Source organism: Tardiphaga sp. 813_E8_N1_3 (genome assembly GCF_051811025.1).
Lineage (GTDB): Bacteria > Pseudomonadota > Alphaproteobacteria > Rhizobiales > Xanthobacteraceae > Tardiphaga.
On the sequence record NZ_JBPWQE010000001.1, the window covers coordinates 5,550,449 to 5,567,137 of the forward strand.

15 protein-coding genes are annotated in these 16,689 nt (G+C 62.7%); 8 read left to right on the forward strand and 7 right to left on the reverse strand.

Annotation, left to right across the window (positions count from 1 at the left end; all coding sequences use genetic code 11):
• Positions 1-5: 5 nt before the first annotated feature.
• Positions 6-1,610 carry a transcription termination factor NusA gene (gene nusA / locus AB8A33_RS26240; protein ID WP_068734140.1) on the reverse strand — a complete coding sequence of 535 codons (1,605 nt, stop codon included), beginning with the start codon at positions 1,608-1,610 and terminating at the stop codon, positions 6-8.
• Positions 1,611-1,613: 3 nt separating this feature from the next.
• Positions 1,614-2,393: a ribosome maturation factor RimP gene (gene rimP / locus AB8A33_RS26245; protein ID WP_439095466.1), complete on the reverse strand. Its 780-nt coding sequence runs from the start codon at positions 2,391-2,393 to the stop codon at positions 1,614-1,616.
• 362 nt (positions 2,394-2,755) lie between these two features.
• On the opposite strand from rimP, the gene AB8A33_RS26250 reads away from it, so the two are divergent.
• Positions 2,756-3,859: a DUF2336 domain-containing protein gene (locus AB8A33_RS26250; RefSeq protein WP_439095467.1), complete on the forward strand. Its 1,104-nt coding sequence runs from the start codon at positions 2,756-2,758 to the stop codon at positions 3,857-3,859.
• Here the strand turns inward: AB8A33_RS26250 and AB8A33_RS26255 are convergent.
• The gene (locus AB8A33_RS26255) at positions 3,836-4,789 is read right to left on the reverse strand and encodes a LysR family transcriptional regulator (RefSeq protein ID WP_439095468.1); all 954 of its coding nucleotides are present in this window, start codon (positions 4,787-4,789) and stop codon (positions 3,836-3,838) included. The genes AB8A33_RS26250 and AB8A33_RS26255 overlap by 24 nt on opposite strands.
• Before the next feature lie 128 nt (positions 4,790-4,917).
• Between AB8A33_RS26255 and AB8A33_RS26260 the strand changes: the two genes are divergently transcribed.
• Positions 4,918-5,919 carry an aldo/keto reductase gene (locus AB8A33_RS26260; protein WP_439095469.1) on the forward strand — a complete coding sequence of 334 codons (1,002 nt, stop codon included), beginning with the start codon at positions 4,918-4,920 and terminating at the stop codon, positions 5,917-5,919.
• A gap of 72 nt (positions 5,920-5,991) precedes the next feature.
• Here AB8A33_RS26260 and AB8A33_RS26265 read toward each other — a convergent pair whose 3' ends face one another.
• A complete protein-coding gene (locus AB8A33_RS26265) occupies positions 5,992-6,792 on the reverse strand; it encodes a HesA/MoeB/ThiF family protein (RefSeq protein WP_439096067.1) in 801 nt (266 codons plus the stop codon).
• Positions 6,793-6,915: 123 nt separating this feature from the next.
• On the opposite strand from AB8A33_RS26265, the gene AB8A33_RS26270 reads away from it, so the two are divergent.
• A complete protein-coding gene (locus AB8A33_RS26270) occupies positions 6,916-8,277 on the forward strand; it encodes a peptidoglycan-binding protein (RefSeq protein WP_439095470.1) in 1,362 nt (453 codons plus the stop codon).
• A 31-nt stretch (positions 8,278-8,308) separates the two neighbouring features.
• On the opposite strand, the gene AB8A33_RS26275 is transcribed toward AB8A33_RS26270, so the two are convergent.
• Both AB8A33_RS26275 and AB8A33_RS26280 read right to left on the reverse strand, forming a co-directional pair.
• On the reverse strand, positions 8,309-8,986 hold the full coding sequence (locus AB8A33_RS26275; protein ID WP_439095471.1) for a PilZ domain-containing protein: 678 nt from the start codon (positions 8,984-8,986) through the stop codon (positions 8,309-8,311).
• A 165-nt stretch (positions 8,987-9,151) separates the two neighbouring features.
• On the reverse strand, positions 9,152-9,949 hold the full coding sequence (locus AB8A33_RS26280) for a class I SAM-dependent methyltransferase (protein ID WP_439095472.1): 798 nt from the start codon (positions 9,947-9,949) through the stop codon (positions 9,152-9,154).
• Between the two features lie 189 nt (positions 9,950-10,138).
• Between AB8A33_RS26280 and rutA the strand changes: the two genes are divergently transcribed.
• On the forward strand, positions 10,139-11,239 hold the full coding sequence (gene rutA / locus AB8A33_RS26285; protein WP_439095473.1) for a pyrimidine utilization protein A: 1,101 nt from the start codon (positions 10,139-10,141) through the stop codon (positions 11,237-11,239).
• Positions 11,240-11,287: 48 nt separating this feature from the next.
• On the opposite strand, the gene mutM is transcribed toward rutA, so the two are convergent.
• Positions 11,288-12,184, reverse strand: coding sequence for a bifunctional DNA-formamidopyrimidine glycosylase/DNA-(apurinic or apyrimidinic site) lyase (gene mutM, locus AB8A33_RS26290; RefSeq protein ID WP_439095474.1), 897 nt, complete (start codon positions 12,182-12,184; stop codon positions 11,288-11,290).
• A 94-nt stretch (positions 12,185-12,278) separates the two neighbouring features.
• Between mutM and ubiE the strand changes: the two genes are divergently transcribed.
• From ubiE to dut, 4 genes are read left to right on the forward strand one after another with little or no spacing between them, the layout of a single operon-like run.
• Positions 12,279-13,040, forward strand: coding sequence for a bifunctional demethylmenaquinone methyltransferase/2-methoxy-6-polyprenyl-1,4-benzoquinol methylase UbiE (gene ubiE / locus AB8A33_RS26295; RefSeq protein WP_439096068.1), 762 nt, complete (start codon positions 12,279-12,281; stop codon positions 13,038-13,040).
• A complete protein-coding gene (gene ubiB / locus AB8A33_RS26300; RefSeq protein WP_439095475.1) occupies positions 13,037-14,605 on the forward strand; it encodes a 2-polyprenylphenol 6-hydroxylase in 1,569 nt (522 codons plus the stop codon). The genes ubiE and ubiB overlap by 4 nt, the downstream gene beginning before the upstream one ends.
• A 60-nt stretch (positions 14,606-14,665) precedes the next feature.
• Complete coding sequence (gene coaBC / locus AB8A33_RS26305) at positions 14,666-16,126, forward strand: bifunctional phosphopantothenoylcysteine decarboxylase/phosphopantothenate--cysteine ligase CoaBC (protein WP_439095476.1); 1,461 nt, start codon at positions 14,666-14,668, stop codon at positions 16,124-16,126.
• A complete protein-coding gene (dut, locus tag AB8A33_RS26310) occupies positions 16,123-16,587 on the forward strand; it encodes a dUTP diphosphatase (protein WP_439095477.1) in 465 nt (154 codons plus the stop codon). The genes coaBC and dut overlap by 4 nt, the downstream gene beginning before the upstream one ends.
• Positions 16,588-16,689: the final 102 nt, after the last annotated feature.

Here is a 16,689-nt window from a genome sequence, read left to right on the forward strand (position 1 = left end):
TGTCCTTACGCTTCTTCGGTGGCGTCGAGCGGCGCACCCTTGTCTAGATCGGCCTGGGTGATCCAGCCGGCCACGACGCGGGCTTGCATGATCAGATGCTCGGCGTCTTCGCGCGAAATTTCGCTGGCATCGAGAATGCCCGGGTGCTTGGTCGGCTCGGAGCCTTCCTTGCGCTCGGTCCAGCCCACCAGATCGTCAGTGGCGCAGCCGGCGAGATCCTCGACAGTCTTGATGTCGTTTTCGCCGAACTTGACCATCATCTTGAGGGTCACGCCCGGAACGTCCTTCAAAGCGTCTTCCACACCCAGTTCCTTACGTTTGCCTTCGAGTTCAGCTTCGAGCTGCTCGAGATATTCACGTGCGCGGCTCTGCAATTCGGCCGCGGTTTCGTCATCGAAGCCTTCGATGCCGGACAGTTCCTTGGCATCGACCATCGAAAGTTCTTCCACCGAGGTGAAACCTTCCGATGCCAGCAGCTGACCGACGACTTCGTCGACGTTCAGCGCTTCCATGAAGACGCGCGTGGAATTTTCGAAATCGGCCTGGCGACGTTCGGATTCTTCCTGCTCGGTCAGGATGTCGATATCCCAGCCGGTCAGCTGCGAAGCCAGGCGCACATTCTGGCCGCGACGACCGATCGCAAGGGATAGCTGGTTATTCGTGTCGGGAACGACAACCTCGATGCGCTCACGATCTTCATCGATCACGACTTTCGAGACTTCTGCCGGCGCCAGCGCGTTCACCACGAAAGTGGCGATATCCGGCGACCACGGAATGATGTCGATCTTTTCGCCCTGCAGCTCGTTGACCACGGCCTGCACGCGGGAACCACGCATACCGACGCAGGCGCCGACCGGATCCACCGACGAGTCGCGCGAGATCACGCCGATCTTGGCACGCGAACCGGGATCGCGGGCCACGGCCTTGATCTCGACGATACCGTCATAGATTTCAGGCACTTCCTGCGCGAACAACTTGGCCATGAATTGCGGATGGGTGCGCGACAGGAAGATCTGCGGACCGCGGGTCTCGCGGCGCACGTCGAACACATAGGCGCGAACGCGGTCGCCGTTGCGGAACACTTCGCGCGGCAGCATCTCGTCGCGACGCACGATGGCTTCGCTGCGGCCAAGATCGACGATCACCGAACCGTATTCGACGCGCTTGACGATGCCGTTGACGATCTCGCCGATGCGATCCTTGAATTCCTGGTACTGCCGGTCACGCTCGGCTTCGCGCACCTTCTGCACGATGACCTGCTTGGCGGACTGCGCGGCGATACGGCCGTATTCCAGCGGCGGCAGCGTGTCGGCGATGGTATCGCCGATCTGCGCACCTGGATTGGCGCGCTGCGCGTCAAACAGCGAGGTCTGGAAAGACGAATTCTCGACGTCCTCGACCACCAGCATGTGGCGGGTCAGAGAGAGCTGGCCGGTCTTCGGATGAATCTCGGCATGCACGTCAGTCTCGGAACCGTAACGGGCACGGGCCGCTTTCGCGATCGCCTCTTCCATCGCCTGGATAACGATGTTGCGGTCGATCGATTTTTCGCGCGCGACGGCGTCGGCGATCTGCAGCAGTTCGAGTTTATTGGCGCTGACAGCGGCCATAGCTCATTCTCCTTCGATGGGATCGATTTCGCCTCGGCGCGCACGGTCGGCGGCCAGACGATGTTCTTTGGTATTCTTCGGCAAAGGCTTCTTGGTAGCTTTCGCGACCTTGAGTTTCGGCTTCGGCGCAAAGCTCTTTTTCGGATCGCTGCGCTTGGCATGCGGTGCCGGCGGCGGCGCGAGACCGAGCTCCCGCTTGAGATCAAGTTCGGCGTGCTTGCCGCGGCGCATGGACTCGGCGATCAGCTCGTCGGTCAGCACCAGGCTGGCATTGGAGATGTCTTCCAGCGGCAACCGCGTGATGGGGTCCTCGCCGTCGCGGGCGCCTTCGCGGTCAATCAGTACGACGTCGCCTTCGATGGCGCCGAGCAGACCACGGAAGCGTTTGCGGCCGCCGACGGCGACAGCCATCTCGACCTTAACCAGATAGCCGTTATAGCGCTCGAAATCGGAGCGTCGGACCAGCGGACGATCAATGCCGGGCGACGAAATTTCGAGGCGGTAGGCGCGCTGGATCGGATCGGCGACATCCATCACCGGCGACAACGCATTCGAGATCGCCTCGCAATCCTCGACCAGCATGGTGCCGTCCGGACGTTCCGCCATGATCTGCACGGTGCAGCCGAGCTCGCCGGAAATTTTAATCCGCACCAGCCGGTAACCGAGGTTTTCAAGCACGGGCGTGGCGACTGCCGATACCCGCGCCGCAGCACCCGGCTCGATCACCAGGCGCGGCTCGGAAAGCAGCTCGGTATCAACGGTTTCTGGGTTTTGGTCGGTCATGTCCAGGATCGAAGTATTCCGGTTGGAGGATGTCTGAATGCGCGTGCAGCCTGCAGAAGTGTATCGCGTCGGGCTTTCGGCCCTTTTGGACCCGGACGAGCTCCGCCGGATTATCGGCCAAGGTCCGTTCAGGTAATAAAAAAGAGCGGGTCCCGAGGGGCCCACTCTCAAACGCGATCGTATGAGAACCTAATAAGTTGTGGGGGATATAGCCCTTTTCCGGCGCCCCGGCAAGGCCGCAATGGCTGCCCCGCAATATTTCTGCAACCCGCGGTAGCCCAATCCTGCAGACTAACCGTTCCTTCATCAACCCCATCTACGGTGCCCCAGCCTTTCCGTATGGTGGTGTTGAGTATTTTTTGATGGCTGAGGCGAAATCGCTCATTCCGGGGCTGGAGAACATCGTCAGAGATGGCGATCCCAAGCGCCGCGGCGAGGCGGTGCGTAAGATTTCAGAGCTTTTCCTGCGGGGCGCATCCCGTTTTCAGCCGGCCCATGTCGATCTATTCGACGGCGTTCTGACGAGTCTGGTTCCACAAACCGAGGTCGAAGCGCGCAGCGCGCTGGCGGAACGGCTGTCCGATCTCGTCAACGCACCGCCGCAACTGGTGGCCTTGCTCGTCCGCGATGACGAAATCCTGATCGCCGGGCCGCTGCTGCGCCGCTCGCCGCTGATCGACGAACCAACACTGGTCGATATCGCCAAGGCGCAGGGCCAGTCGCATCTGCTGGCGATCTCCGATCGCTCGACACTGACCCCGCGCATTACCGACGTGATCGTCCGCCGCGGCGACCGCGACGTGATCCGCCGCGTGGCTGGCAATGCCGGTGCCGCTTTCTCGCAGCTCGGCTATACCGGCCTCATTCGCCGCGCTAGCGATGATGGCGCGCTCGCCGTTACAGTCGGGCAGCGCGACGATCTCGCGCCGGAACAGCTCAAACACCTGTTGGCGCAGTCGGTCGAGGTGGTTCGCCGCCGGCTGTTCGACGCCGCCGCGCCCGAACTGCGCAATGCGATCAACCGTGCGATGCAGGACATCACCGGCACGCCGACGCATCTCGCCGCCACACGCGACTTCGCCACCGCACAGCGTGCCATTCGCAAGCTCCATCAGGCCGACGAACTGGACGAAGGCGCGTTGCTGCGCTTTGCCCGCGCCCATCAATATGAGGAAACCGCCGCCGCCCTCGCCGCTCTGTCGGGCGTGCGGATCGGCACCATCGACCAGCTTCTCAAAGGCGACCGCGACGATCCGATGCTGATCCTTGGCAAATCGATCGGCATTTCCTGGGCCACTGTCCGCGCCCTGATGACGCTGCGTCTCGGCCCCGGCCGCTCGCCCGCCGCCGCCGATGTCGAGGAAGCCCGGCAGAATTTTGAGCGCCTGGTGCCCGCCACGGCACAGCGCGTGCTGACCTTCTGGCAGACCCGCGAGACCGCCTCAGCGATCCCCTTGCCGCTCTGATCCGCTGGGGTTCTCCGGGGCCGCTGCCCGGCGCTCCCGTTTGCGCCACTCCGCGACAAAACTCACGAACGCCGCCAAGGCCGGTGGCGGCTGCCGGCGGCTCGGATAATACAGGAACGGGCCCGGGAATGGCGGCAGCCAGTCCTCCAGCACGCTGACCAGCCTCCCGGTCGCGAGATCGTCCCGCACATAGCCCTCAAACACCGCGTAAAAGCCAAGTCCGTCCCGGGCCGCTTCCAATCCGAGCCGGGAATAGCTCGCCAGCAGCGGCCCCCGCGGCGGTATGCGGACCACCTGGCCGTCCTTTTCGAACTCCCATTCCGGAATCGAACCGTTGTCGAAACGGGTTCTGATGCAGCAATGCTGCAGTAATTGCTGCGGTGCAATAGGGCGCCCATGCTGCGCAATATATTGCGAGGAAGCCACCATCACGAAGCGCTGCGGCGGCCCCAGCGAAACCGCGATCATGTCCTGCGCCAGATCTTCGCCATAGCGAATGCCGGCGTCGAAACCCTTGGCGACAATGTCAATCAATGACGTTTCGGCAACGATCTCAAGCTCAACCTGCGGATATTGCTGCAAAAATGGCGTAACCATCGGCGCCACGACGATATCGATGGCTGGGGCCGGACCGTTGATCCTAAGTCGGCCGGACGGTACATCGCCGAAATCGCGAACTTGTTGCAACGCAGCATGAACATCATCCATAGCCGGAGCGATTTTGCGCTGCAGCAATTCTCCTGCCTCGGTCAGCGCAACACTGCGCGTTGTGCGATGCAGCAAACGAACACCGAGGCGCTCTTCCATGTCGCGCAGCCGCTGGCTCAGGCTGGACACCGAGACATGGGTCTCTACCGCAGCCCGCCGGAAATTCCGGGTCCGTGCAACTGCCAGAAAGGCCGCCAGATCGCGCAGATCGAGATCGCTCATTGTTCGACAGAGTGAACAAGCCTTTCGAGATTGTCCAGCTTATCGGCTCAATGCATCGGGCTCATATCGGGACGGCAGCGGTAAAGGATCGGTATGGATCGGTCCGGCCGCCTTCTGGGAGAGCCACAGTGAAACACCTTCAACTCGGAAAGACCAGCCCCAGCGTGGGCGCCCTCGGCCTCGGCTGCATGGGCATGTCGGATGTCTATGGCCCGGCTGACCGCGGCGAGAGCATTTCCACCATCCACGCCGCGCTGGAGGCCGGCGTCACCCTGATCGACACCGGTGACTTCTACGCCATGGGCCACAACGAACTCCTGATCGCCGAAGCCTTGCGCGGCCGCAACCGCGACAACCTGCAGCTTTCGGTCAAATTCGGCGGTATGCGCGATCCCGCCGGTGCGTTCATCGGCTTCGACAATCGCCCGATGGCCGTGAAGAATTTCGTGGCCTATTCGCTGGTGCGCCTCGGCGTCGAAGTCATCGACATCTATCGCCCGGCCCGGCTCGACCCCAATGTGCCCATCGAGGACACCGTCGGCGCCATCGCCGACCTGATCAAGGCCGGTTACGTCAGACATATCGGCCTGTCCGAAGTCGGCTCCAAGACCATCCGCCGCGCCCACAAGGTACATCCGATCACCGATCTGCAGATCGAATATTCGCTGATCTCGCGCGGCATTGAGAACGACATCTTGCCGACTTGCCGGGAACTCGGCATCGGCATTACGGCTTACGGCGTGCTGTCGCGCGGCCTCATTGGCGGCCACTTCTCCAAGACCGACCTCAACGCGAAGGACTATCGCAGCCACAGCCCGCGCTTCAGCGCTGCGAATATCGATCAGAACTTGGCTCTGGTTGAAAAAATCCGCACCATCGCCAGCGAGATCGGCGCCTCGGTCGCGCAGGTCGCGATCGCCTGGGTCGCCGCACAGGGCCAGGACATCCTGCCCGTAGTCGGTGCCCGCCGACGGGATCGGCTCACTGAAGCGCTGGGATCGCTGGATGTGAAACTCACGCCCGCGCATCTCAGGGCGCTGACGGAGGCGATCCCGGCCGACGCCGCAGCTGGTGGCCGTTATCCGGACGAGCATCTGGCGCATATGGACAGCGAGAAGAAGCGGGCGTGATACGCAAAGACGCTAGTAGCCTCCCTCCCCCAAAGCAGCAAAGCTGCGCAGTGGGGAGGGACAAGAAGCGCCTCACAAATACGCGCTCAAATCCCTGATGCTCGGCGCATCCCCATTCAGCGGATTCGCTGGATCGCGCCCGTAACGCAGCGTCTCGAAGCGCATGTTGCGGGCGTCGATCATCAGCAGCCGCCCGACCAACCCCTCGCCAAAGCCGACGATCTCGCGGATTGCTTCCAGCGCCATCATCGAGCCAACCATACCGGCCAGCGCGCCCATGACGCCGGCTTCCTGGCAGCTCGGCACCGTGCCCGGCGGCGGCGCTTCGGGAAACAAGCAGCGATAGGTCGGGTTCAATGCGCCCGATGCGTTGGCCTCATGGGCACGGATCGTGGTCAGCGAGGCATCGAAAGTGCCGAGCGCCGCGGAGATCAACGGCTTCTTTGCGAGATAGCACGCATCCGACAGCAGATAGCGCGTGGTGAAATTGTCGGAGCCGTCGAGCACAATGTCGTAGCCCGACAACAGCGCCATCGCATTCGCTGCATTGAGCCTGACGGCATGGCCGATAAATCTGACATGCGGATTGAGCGCGTGGATCCTTGCAGCGGCGCTATCGGTCTTCAGCGCGCCGATATCCGGCGTTGCGTGAATAACCTGTCGCTGCAAATTCGACAGCGACACCGTGTCGTCATCGACCACACCGAGCGTGCCGATGCCCGCGGCCGCCAGATACATCAGCGCTGGGGCGCCAAGCCCACCGGCTCCGATCACCAGCACTTTCGCGCCCTGCAGCGCGGTCTGGCCGGGACCACCGACCTCGCGCAGCACAATGTGACGCGCATAACGCTCAAGCTCGTCGGCATTCAACATCGTGTCGTTACGTCCCCGTTCTGCATCATCGTGAACCCATCCCGCGCTGTCACCGACCCAGCAGATGTGCTTAATTCCACTGAAATCAATCGCCAGCTTCAAGGCCCAGGGTTTGGACATGTCATGAGATCGATGCTTTCAGCAACATTGATGATCGTGACGGCCTCAGCAGCCCACGCACAGGTGCAGGCAACGCCTCCCGCGGTGCAGGGCGTCAAACCCAAGCCCGTCACCACCACGCCGATCCGTCCGGCACTGCAGACCCCTGCCGACACCGCCAATGCCATGGCGCAGGCCGAGCGGCTCGGAATCCAGTCGGATCTGGCATGGACGGGGCAATATAACGGCGCCATCACAGGCGAAGTCTCGGATCGCATGGTCAATGCGATCAAGACGTTCCAGAAGGACAATGGCGCCAAGCAAACCGGCGTGCTGAACCCGCAGGAGCGCGACGTGCTGCGCGCGGCAGCGAAGAAACTTCAGGACAATGTCGGCTGGAAAATGGTCACCGACATGGTGACCGGCGCACGGCTCGGCATTCCCGGCAAGCTGGTGCCGCAGCAGGCCTCTGATGCGAACGGGAGCAAGTGGTCGTCCTCCACCGGCACGATCCAGATCACGCTGGCGCGCCGCAAGGAAGACGCACCGTCCACCGCAAAGCTCGCCGAGGCCGAACGCAAGGAGCCAGGCCGCAAGATCGACTATCAGGTCGTCAAGCCGGATTTCTTCGTACTGTCCGGCCTGCAGAACCAGAAGAAATTCTACATCCGCGGCCAGTTCAAGGACTCTGAAGTCCGCATTCTCTCGATCTTCTACGATCAGGCCACCGAAGGCACGATGGAGCCCGTGGTAATCGCGATGTCGTCTGCCTTCAACGCATTCCCCGCAGGGGCGCAGGCGATGGGCCCGCCGCCGCGCAAGAAGGTCGAATATGCCAGCGGCATCGTGGTGAGCGACGACGGCGCCATCGTCACCGACCGTCAGGCGGTCGATGGCTGCATGTCGATCGTTGTCGCTGGTTACGGCAATGCCGACAAAGTCGCCGAAGATAAAATGCGCGATCTCGCATTGCTGCGCATCTATGGCGCGCGCGAGCTGAAGCCGCTGTCGCTCGGCGCAGGCGCAGCGAAACCCAATCTCGATCTCGTGGGGATTGCCGATCCGCAAAACCAGGGCGGCGGCGCAGCCATCACCAGCGTGAAGGCGTCCACCACACCGGTCGGCGCCGGAAGCGAACTGGCGCTGTCGCCTGCACCCGGCATCGGCTTCTCCGGCGCAGCCGCTATCGACAGTGACGGCAAATTCGCCGGCCTCGCGCAATTGAAGCCGCTGCTCGTGGCCGGTCCGCCGAATGCGGCACCGCAGGCCGCGCTGGTGCCTGCGGATCACGTGCGCAATTTTGTGAAAGCAAATGACGCGAGCGCGAATGGCACCTCGGCTGATGCGAAGGCAGCAATGGTGCGCGTGATCTGCGTGCGGAAATAGCTCTCAGGATTCGAGGCGCACCAACGCGTCCCTAGTCCACTTCCTCATACATCGAATCCATCTGCGCAGCGAACGGCGTCGCCCGCGGCGGCGGCGCTGCGGGAGCGCGGATGATCCGGCGTTCGAGTTGTTCGCGGTTCTGCTGCTCGACGAATTTCACTGCGAAGCCGCCCTGGAGATGGCGCACCACGCGGCCGACGCAGGCGCCGACAGCGAGCGGCGTTCCGACCTCCGGCTGCACATCGGCAGAGACTGCGGCGCCGGACACCGACATGTCGATGACGAAGCAGCTTTTCATGCTGCCGTCAGCGAAGGTCAGCATGGAATGCGGGCTCGCGGGAATGAGGCGCGCCTGCTTGCGCTCTTCCCGCACCGTGGGGTCTTTCTGGAATTTCTCCAGCCAGGTCAGCTTGTCCGAGAGCTTCTGACGCATCGGCGGCGTCATGTTCAGTTCGAGCAGGAAACTGCCGGAGATGGTGTCGCTGATACGGCCTTCGAGCTGACCGAAGTCGCCAAAATAGGGCGTGATGCGATCGCCGATACGACCCACCACCGGCACATCGACAATCATCCGAAACGGCGAGACGCGGCTGGTCCGGCAGGCAAAGCTGCGCGGATTCCCTTCGGAATCCAGCCAGTTCGACAGCGTATATTGCCCGCTGACAACGACGTTGACGGCGCGCTGCTTGAGGAATTTTTCGACGGACACAGGTTCATCCTCTACGGTACATTTCCACCACCATAGAAAACCCAACCACGCCAGCATTTGCGCCCGCCTTGGTTATTGCGTTACTTATATACCCTTTCAAGTTGAGGAAATATTACCGCCAAAATCCCGACGATTGGCGCCACGGAGGCCGGAGGATGCTCTGCCTCAGCCGGGCACCCGCCCCTTGATGGCATTGGCGCGGGCGCTGCAGGTGATACGGCCGGTTGCATCCTCCGAAAGTTCCGTCCGGACGCGCGATTTGAGCTGAACGATCTCCTCCGGCGTCATCACCGTCAAAGCCGCCTTCACCGACGGGCCCGCGGACGAGGCCGCCCAGAAGTCCTCGAAATCGGTGAACGCCCGGGTCACGTCGATCACACGCGTTTCGACGTCCACCAGGCCGGCGGAGGTCCACAGCGACTGCATCACGTCGAGGCGTGACGCGTCCACGCTCGGCGGCAGCGACGGCACCTGGCCCATCTTCAGCAATTCACCGAGGATCGGCTGCAGCGGAAAGCCGCCGCCATCCATATCCCAGGCATAGGCGGCGACCGTGCCGCCGGGCGATACGACACGGACCATTTCCGCCACGCCCCTAGCCGGTTCCGGCACGAAGAAGATCACCAGCGCCATCACGGCGACATCGAAGGATTTGTCGGAAAACGGCAGCGCCATCGCGTCGCCCTGATGAAACGCGGCCAGTGCCGCGCCCGGCCGCGTCCGCGCATAAGCAAGCTGCGGCTCCGAGGGATCGATGCCGTCGATCACCGACGGCGCATGGCGCTCGGCGATCAGCTGCGTGAAGGCGCCGTTGCCACAGCCGACATCGACCCAAGCAAGACCCGGCTTTGGTGCCACCCAATCCAGAAAGACCTCGCCGGCGCTGCGGCTCCAGACGCCCATCATCCGCTCATAGGACGCGCCGTCATTGAAGCGGATGGAGGGAGACGATGCGTCGGTCATGGGCGTCCTCAATAGGGTGTTGGCGGCAGATCATGGCCGGAAATGCATCGCCTGCAACCTCTGCCCTTCATGGTGAGATCGTGTGGTCGACGCAAGAGCGCGTATCGGCACGGTTGTTGCTTTGTTCAACGCAAGCAGAATGGTTCGCGATGCCCCGGGGGGCGTCACGCGATTGCGAAGGAGAGCGAGATGAAGGTCGGCGTATTCATTCCAATCGGGAACAATGGCTGGTTGCTCTCTGAAAATGCCCCGCAATACATGCCGACTTTCGACCTCAACAAGGAGGTGACGCTAAAGGCCGAACATTACGGACTCGATTTTGTGCTCTCGATGATCAAATTGCGTGGCTTCGGCGGGAAAACCGAATTCTGGGACCACAATCTGGAATCCTTCACCCTGATGGCCGGCTTGGCCGCGGTGACCAAGCGAATAAAACTGTTCGCGACGGCAGCGACGCTCGTGATGCCTCCCGCGATTGCCGCGCGCATGGCTGTGACCATCGATTCGATTTCACACGGCCGCTTCGGCCTCAATCTCATCACCGGGTGGCAACGTCCCGAATATTCGCAGATGGGGCTTTGGCCGGGCGACGAATACTTCGCGCGCCGCTACGAATATCTTTCGGAATATGTCGAGATCCTGCGCGAGCTCTGGCAGACCGGCGCCTCGGATCGCAAGGGCGAGTTCTTCCAGATGGAGGACTGCCGCGTCAGCCCGCGGCCGCAGGCCGACATGAAGATCATCTGCGCCGGCCAGAGCGGCGCCGGAATGGCCTTCTCCGCAAAATACGCCGACTACAATTTCTGCTTCGGCAAGGGCATCAACACCCCGACGGATTTCGCACCTGCCGCCGAACGCCTGATCGAAGCCACCCATGACACCGGCCGGCACGTGACGACCTATGTCCTGTTCATGGTGATCGCGGCGGAAACCGACGAAGCCGCGTTTGCAAAATGGGAGCACTACAAAGCCGGCGTCGATCACGAAGCGGTCGCCTGGCTGGGCGTACAGGGTGCCGCCGATACCAAGTCCGGAAAAGACACCAACATCCGCCAGATGGCGGACCCGACATCAGCGGTCAATATCAACATGGGGACCTTCGTCGGCTCTTTCGCCAACGTCGCCCGCATGCTCGACGACGTCGCCACCGTGGCGGGCACCGAGGGCGTGTTGCTCACCTTCGACGACTTCGTCCAAGGCGTTGAAGACTTCGGCCAGCGCATTCAACCATTGATGACATCGCGTAAGGGAGTTGCAGAGGCCGCAGCCACCGCATTGAAAGACATGTGAGGATCGATACTCAACAACGACGTGCCGGCAAGGCCGCCCGACGCGGTGTCACCTCTGACACTTCGGGCACCAGAAGGTCGACCGTCCGTTCTGCACGAAGCGCTTCACGATCCCCTCGCAGCCATCGGTCTGGCATGGCTCGCCTTCGCGGTCATAGACCTGGAAAGAGTGCTGGAAGTAGCCAAGCTCGCCATCGGTCTGGCGGTGATCGCGCAGCGACGATCCACCGGCCTTGATCGCCTGGTTGAGCACGTCATGGATTGCCAGGAGAAGTCGCTCGGCTCGGTCGGTCGGTTCGCCCTTCTTGGTCGCCAGTGTCGCGGCCAGCCGCCGCGGCGACAAATGCGAGCGAAACAGCGCTTCGCAGACATAGATATTGCCGAGACCGGCGACGACGCGCTGATCCAGCAGCGCGGCCTTGAGGCTGGTCTTCTTGCCTGCGGTAGCATTGGCCAGCATCGCCGCATCGAAGGCGTTGCCCAGCGGCTCCGGCCCGATGTCCTTCAGGAACGGCTCGCTCTCAATCTCGCTGCGCGCGAAGATCTTCATGAAGCCGAAGCGGCGGGGGTCGTTGTAGATCACCGACGGGCCCGACGACATGTGAAAGACCACATGATCATGCGCCCGCTCGTCGCTGCGTGGATGATGGAAGGCGCCGGGCATCACGTTATTTTCATCACCCGCGCCAGCATCAGAGACCACCCGGAACGAGCCGGACATGCCCAGATGCATCAGCAACACGTCGCCGGAATCCAGATCCGCCAGCAGATATTTGGCGCGGCGGCCAAGGCTGGTGATGACCCGGCCTTGCAATCGCGCCGAGAAATCCGGCTGGAACGGAAACCGCAGGTCCTTCCGGCGCAATTCCAGGCGGGTGATCTTGGCCCCCTCCATGGCCGGCTGCAGGCCCCGGCGGACGGTCTCGACTTCGGGTAATTCAGGCATGATTCACGTCATTCACCTTGAGATGGGGACGTGATAGCCCCTATGCGGCAGGCGCGCTATGGTCCGCCGCATTGAGGCTTTTGAGATGAAAACGATGGATCAGCCGGGCGAAACCACCCATTTCGGCTTCAGGGACGTCCCCGTGGGCGACAAGCAGACGCTGGTGAACGACGTGTTCCACAGCGTCGCCCAGCGCTACGACCTGATGAACGATCTGATGTCCGGCGGCATGCATCGCGTCTGGAAGGACGTGATGATCAACCAGCTCAACCCGCCGCGCTCGGATGCGCCGTTTGCCCTGCTGGACGTTGCCGGCGGCACCGGCGACATCTCGTTCCGCGCCGCCAGGGCTTCCGGCCTCGGATTCGCAGCGACGGTCTGCGACATCAACACGGGGATGCTGGCAGTCGGCAGCGAGCGCGCCATCAAGCAGCATCTCGAACATCAGGTGTCATTCATCGAGGGTAACGCCGAAGAGCTGCCATTCGCCGACAAGAGCTATGACGCCTATACGATCGCCTTCGGCATCCGCAACGTGCCGCGCATCGACCGCGCACTTGCCGAAGCTTACCGCGTGCTGAAACCCGGCAGCCGGTTTCTCTGTCTCGAATTCTCGACCGTCGACGTGCCGGGTCTCGACAAGATCTATGACCTGTTTTCATTCAAGGTGATCCCGCCGCTCGGCAAGGCCGTCACCGGCGACTCCGAGTCGTATCAGTATCTCGTGGAATCGATCCGCAAGTTTCCGAAGCCGCCCATCTTCGCCGACATGATGCGCGAGGCCGGTTTCTCCCGCGTGAAATATGAACTCCTCTCGGGCGGCATCGTCGCGCTGCATTCGGGCTGGCGTTTGTGATCGCTGCTCTCTCTCATATGGCGCGGCTTGCCCGCGCCGGTTTCGTGTTTGCGCGCGAAGGCGTGTTCGGCGTCGTCGATCCCTCGCTGGTGCCGCCGCCGGGACAGCTCGCGCTGCGCATGGCGCGGCTGATCGAACGGCCCGGCGCGAAATCCGGCGCGCGGCTCTCACGCGCGCTGACGCGGCTGGGACCTGCCTATCTCAAGCTCGGACAGTTTCTGGCGACGCGGCCCGACGTGGTCGGCGTCACCATGGCGCGCGATCTCGAAAGCCTGCAGGACAGGCTGCCGCCATTCTCCCTGACCGAAGCCGAAGGCGTTGTCGCTGCTTCGCTGGAACGCCCTGTGGCGCAGCTCTATGCGAGCTTCAGCCCGCCGGTCGCCGCGGCCTCGATCGCGCAAGTGCATCGCGCCGAGATCGACAAGGACGGTGTCCGCAAGACATACGCCGTGAAAGTGCTGCGCCCTAATGTCGCCGCGCAATTCCGCCGCGACCTCGGCGATTTCGCTTACGTCGCCCACAAGGCTGAAGAACATTTTTCCGAAGCGCGGCGTCTTCGCCTGATCGAGATCATTACCACTATGTCGCGCTCGGTGGCGATGGAGATGGATCTTCGGCTCGAAGCCGCAGCACTCTCCGAGATGGCGGAGAACACCCGCAACGATCCGGACTTCCGCGTGCCGGAAGTGGACTGGGATCGCACATCGCACAACGTGCTGACGATGGAGTGGATCGACGGCATCGCGCTGAACGATCACAAGCAGCTGGAAGCATCCAACGTCGATCTGCCGGACCTCGGCCGCAAGGTGATCCAGAGCTTCCTGCGCCACGCGCTGCGTGACGGCTTCTTCCATGCCGACATGCATCCCGGCAATCTGTTCCTCGATCCAGACGGCCGCCTCGTCGCCGTCGACTTCGGCATCATGGGCCGGCTCGGTCTGAAGGAACGCCGCTTCCTCGCGGAGATTCTGCTGGGCTTCATCACGCGCAACTATCGCCGCGTCGCCGAAGTTCACTTCGAGGCCGGCTATGTGCCAGGCCACCATTCAGTAGAGAATTTCGCGCAGGCGATCCGCGCGATCGGCGAGCCGATCCACAATCGCACGGCCGAAGAAATCTCGATGGCCAAGCTGCTGACGCTGCTGCTCGAGGTCACCGGTCTGTTCGACATGCGCACGCGACCGGAATTGATCCTGCTGCAGAAGACCATGGTCGTGGTCGAAGGCGTCGCGCGAAGCTTCGATCCCAAGCTCGACATCTGGAAAGTCGCCGATCCCGTTGTGCGCGAATGGATCGAGCGCAACCTCGGGCCACTCGGCAAAATCCAGGGCGCACTGTCCGGGGCTGGCGAACTCGGCAAGGTCGCAGGCAGCCTGCCGGCTCTGGCAACACGGGCGCTGACGGTGCTCGAACAGCTCGAGGCCATGACCCGGGATGGCGTCAGGCTCGACGATGCGACCATCGCCGCCATCGCGCGGGCGCGAGCCAAGCAGCTCCGCTGGCGCACGGTTGGCGTCTGGGTGATCGCGCTGTCATTCCTTGGGCTGCTGCTGTCGATCCGGTAGAATGATTGCAATGCTGGCACCTTGTGCTAGCGTTGCTGTCAAAATAGCGCGAGACGCCTCATGGCCAGCCTGACTATCCGCAAGCTCGACGACGCCATTCGCGATGAATTGCGGCTGCGTGCTGCCCGCAACGGACGGTCGGTTGAGGACGAGGTGCGGGTCATTTTGCGCGAGGCGTCGCAAGACGGCCTCAAGACTGACGCAAGATTTCCGCAAGGCACGCCAAACCCCGAAAACCCATACAAGCCCTTGAAAAATAGCGGTGATCAGCTCCGCGTCACGCTGATCATCGGCGGCGGAATCGCAGCTTATAAAGCACTCGATCTGATCCGCCGGATGAAGGAGCGCGGCATCCATGTCCGCGTGGTGCTGACCCGCGCCGCGCAGCAATTCGTCACGCCGCTGGCCGCCAGCGCACTGTCCAACGAGCGCGCTTACACCGACCTGTTCGACCCGCAGAGCGAATTCGATGCTGGGCATATTCGCCTCGCGCGCGAATGCGATCTCATCGTCGTCGCGCCGGCGACCGCGGATCTGATGGCGAAGATGGCCAATGGTCACGCGGATGATCTCGCCTCGGCGATTCTGCTCGCGGCCGACAAACCGATCCTGATCGCGCCGGCGATGAATCCGCTGATGTGGAACAACGCAGCAACGCGCCGCAATGTTGCGCAATTGCAGCGTGACGGCGTGAGGATGATCGGACCGAATGCCGGCGAGATGGCGGAACGCAACGAAGCCGGCGTCGGCCGCATGGCGGAGCCGACCGAGATCGCGATTGCCGCTCACACCTTCCTGCGGCCACCGGCGCCGAAGCCACTGGCCGGCAAGCGCGTGCTGATCACTGCAGGCCCGACACACGAGCCGATCGACCCCGTGCGCTACATTGCCAATCGCTCGTCCGGCAAGCAGGGCTATGCGATCGCCGCTGCGGCACGGGCTGCAGGCGCCGAGGTCATTCTCGTCTCGGGCCCGGTCGATCTCGACGAGGTGCCGGGCGCGACGATGACTCATGTCGAATCCGCGCGCGACATGCTCGCCGCGGTACAGGCCGCCTTACCGGTCGACATCGCAATCTTTGCGGCGGCCGTGGCCGACTGGCGCGTGGTCAACGAAGGTGCGCAGAAACTGAAGAAGACAGCCAGCGCTGCGATGGCACCGCTGCAGCTCACGGAAAATCCCGACATTCTCGCGACGATCTCGAAACTCCCCGAGCATCGCCCTCCCCTGGTGATCGGCTTCGCCGCCGAAACCGAGCACCTGATCGACAACGCCAAAGCCAAGATCGCGCGCAAGGGCTGCGACTGGATCGTTGCCAATGACGTCTCGCCCGCCACCGGCATCATGGGCGGCGACGACAACACCGTGCATCTGCTCACACGGAGCAAGGACAGCACCGATATCGCCGTTGATTCGTGGGCACCGATGAGCAAGGAACAGGTCGCGACGACCCTGGTCGCGCGAATCACCGACGCGGTGACATCAAATAAATCGACGCAATCCACGAAAGACCAATCATGAGCGCTGCCATCCCCGTTCAGGTCGACGTCCAACAGCTCCCGCATGGCGCAGGCCTTGCGCTGCCGGCCTATCAGACCGCACATGCCGCCGGCCTCGATCTGCTTGCCGCGGTTCCGGAAGACCAGCCGATGATTCTCGCCAGCGGCAAATATGCGCTGGTGCCGACCGCCCTGACCATCGCGCTGCCACCCGGCTATGAGGCGCAGGTGCGCCCGCGCTCCGGCCTTGCCGCCAAGCACGGCATCACTGTGCTGAATTCACCGGGCACCATCGACGCCGATTACCGCGGCGAGATCGGCGTGCTGCTGATCAATCACGGCCCCGGGGATTTCACGATCAAACGCGGCGAGCGAATCGCCCAGATGGTGATCGCGCCGGTCACGCATGCGGAACTCGTGGTGGCCGCGGCGCTTAGCGAAACAGAACGCGGCAACGGCGGCTTCGGATCCACCGGCCGCTAGCGCGTATTTCGTCACATCGCGCAGCATTTGAATCAAAAGCACCCGCATTATTTAACCGGGGACTCTGCGTTCACGGTCTGGACTCTTACCCGGCGACTCCCG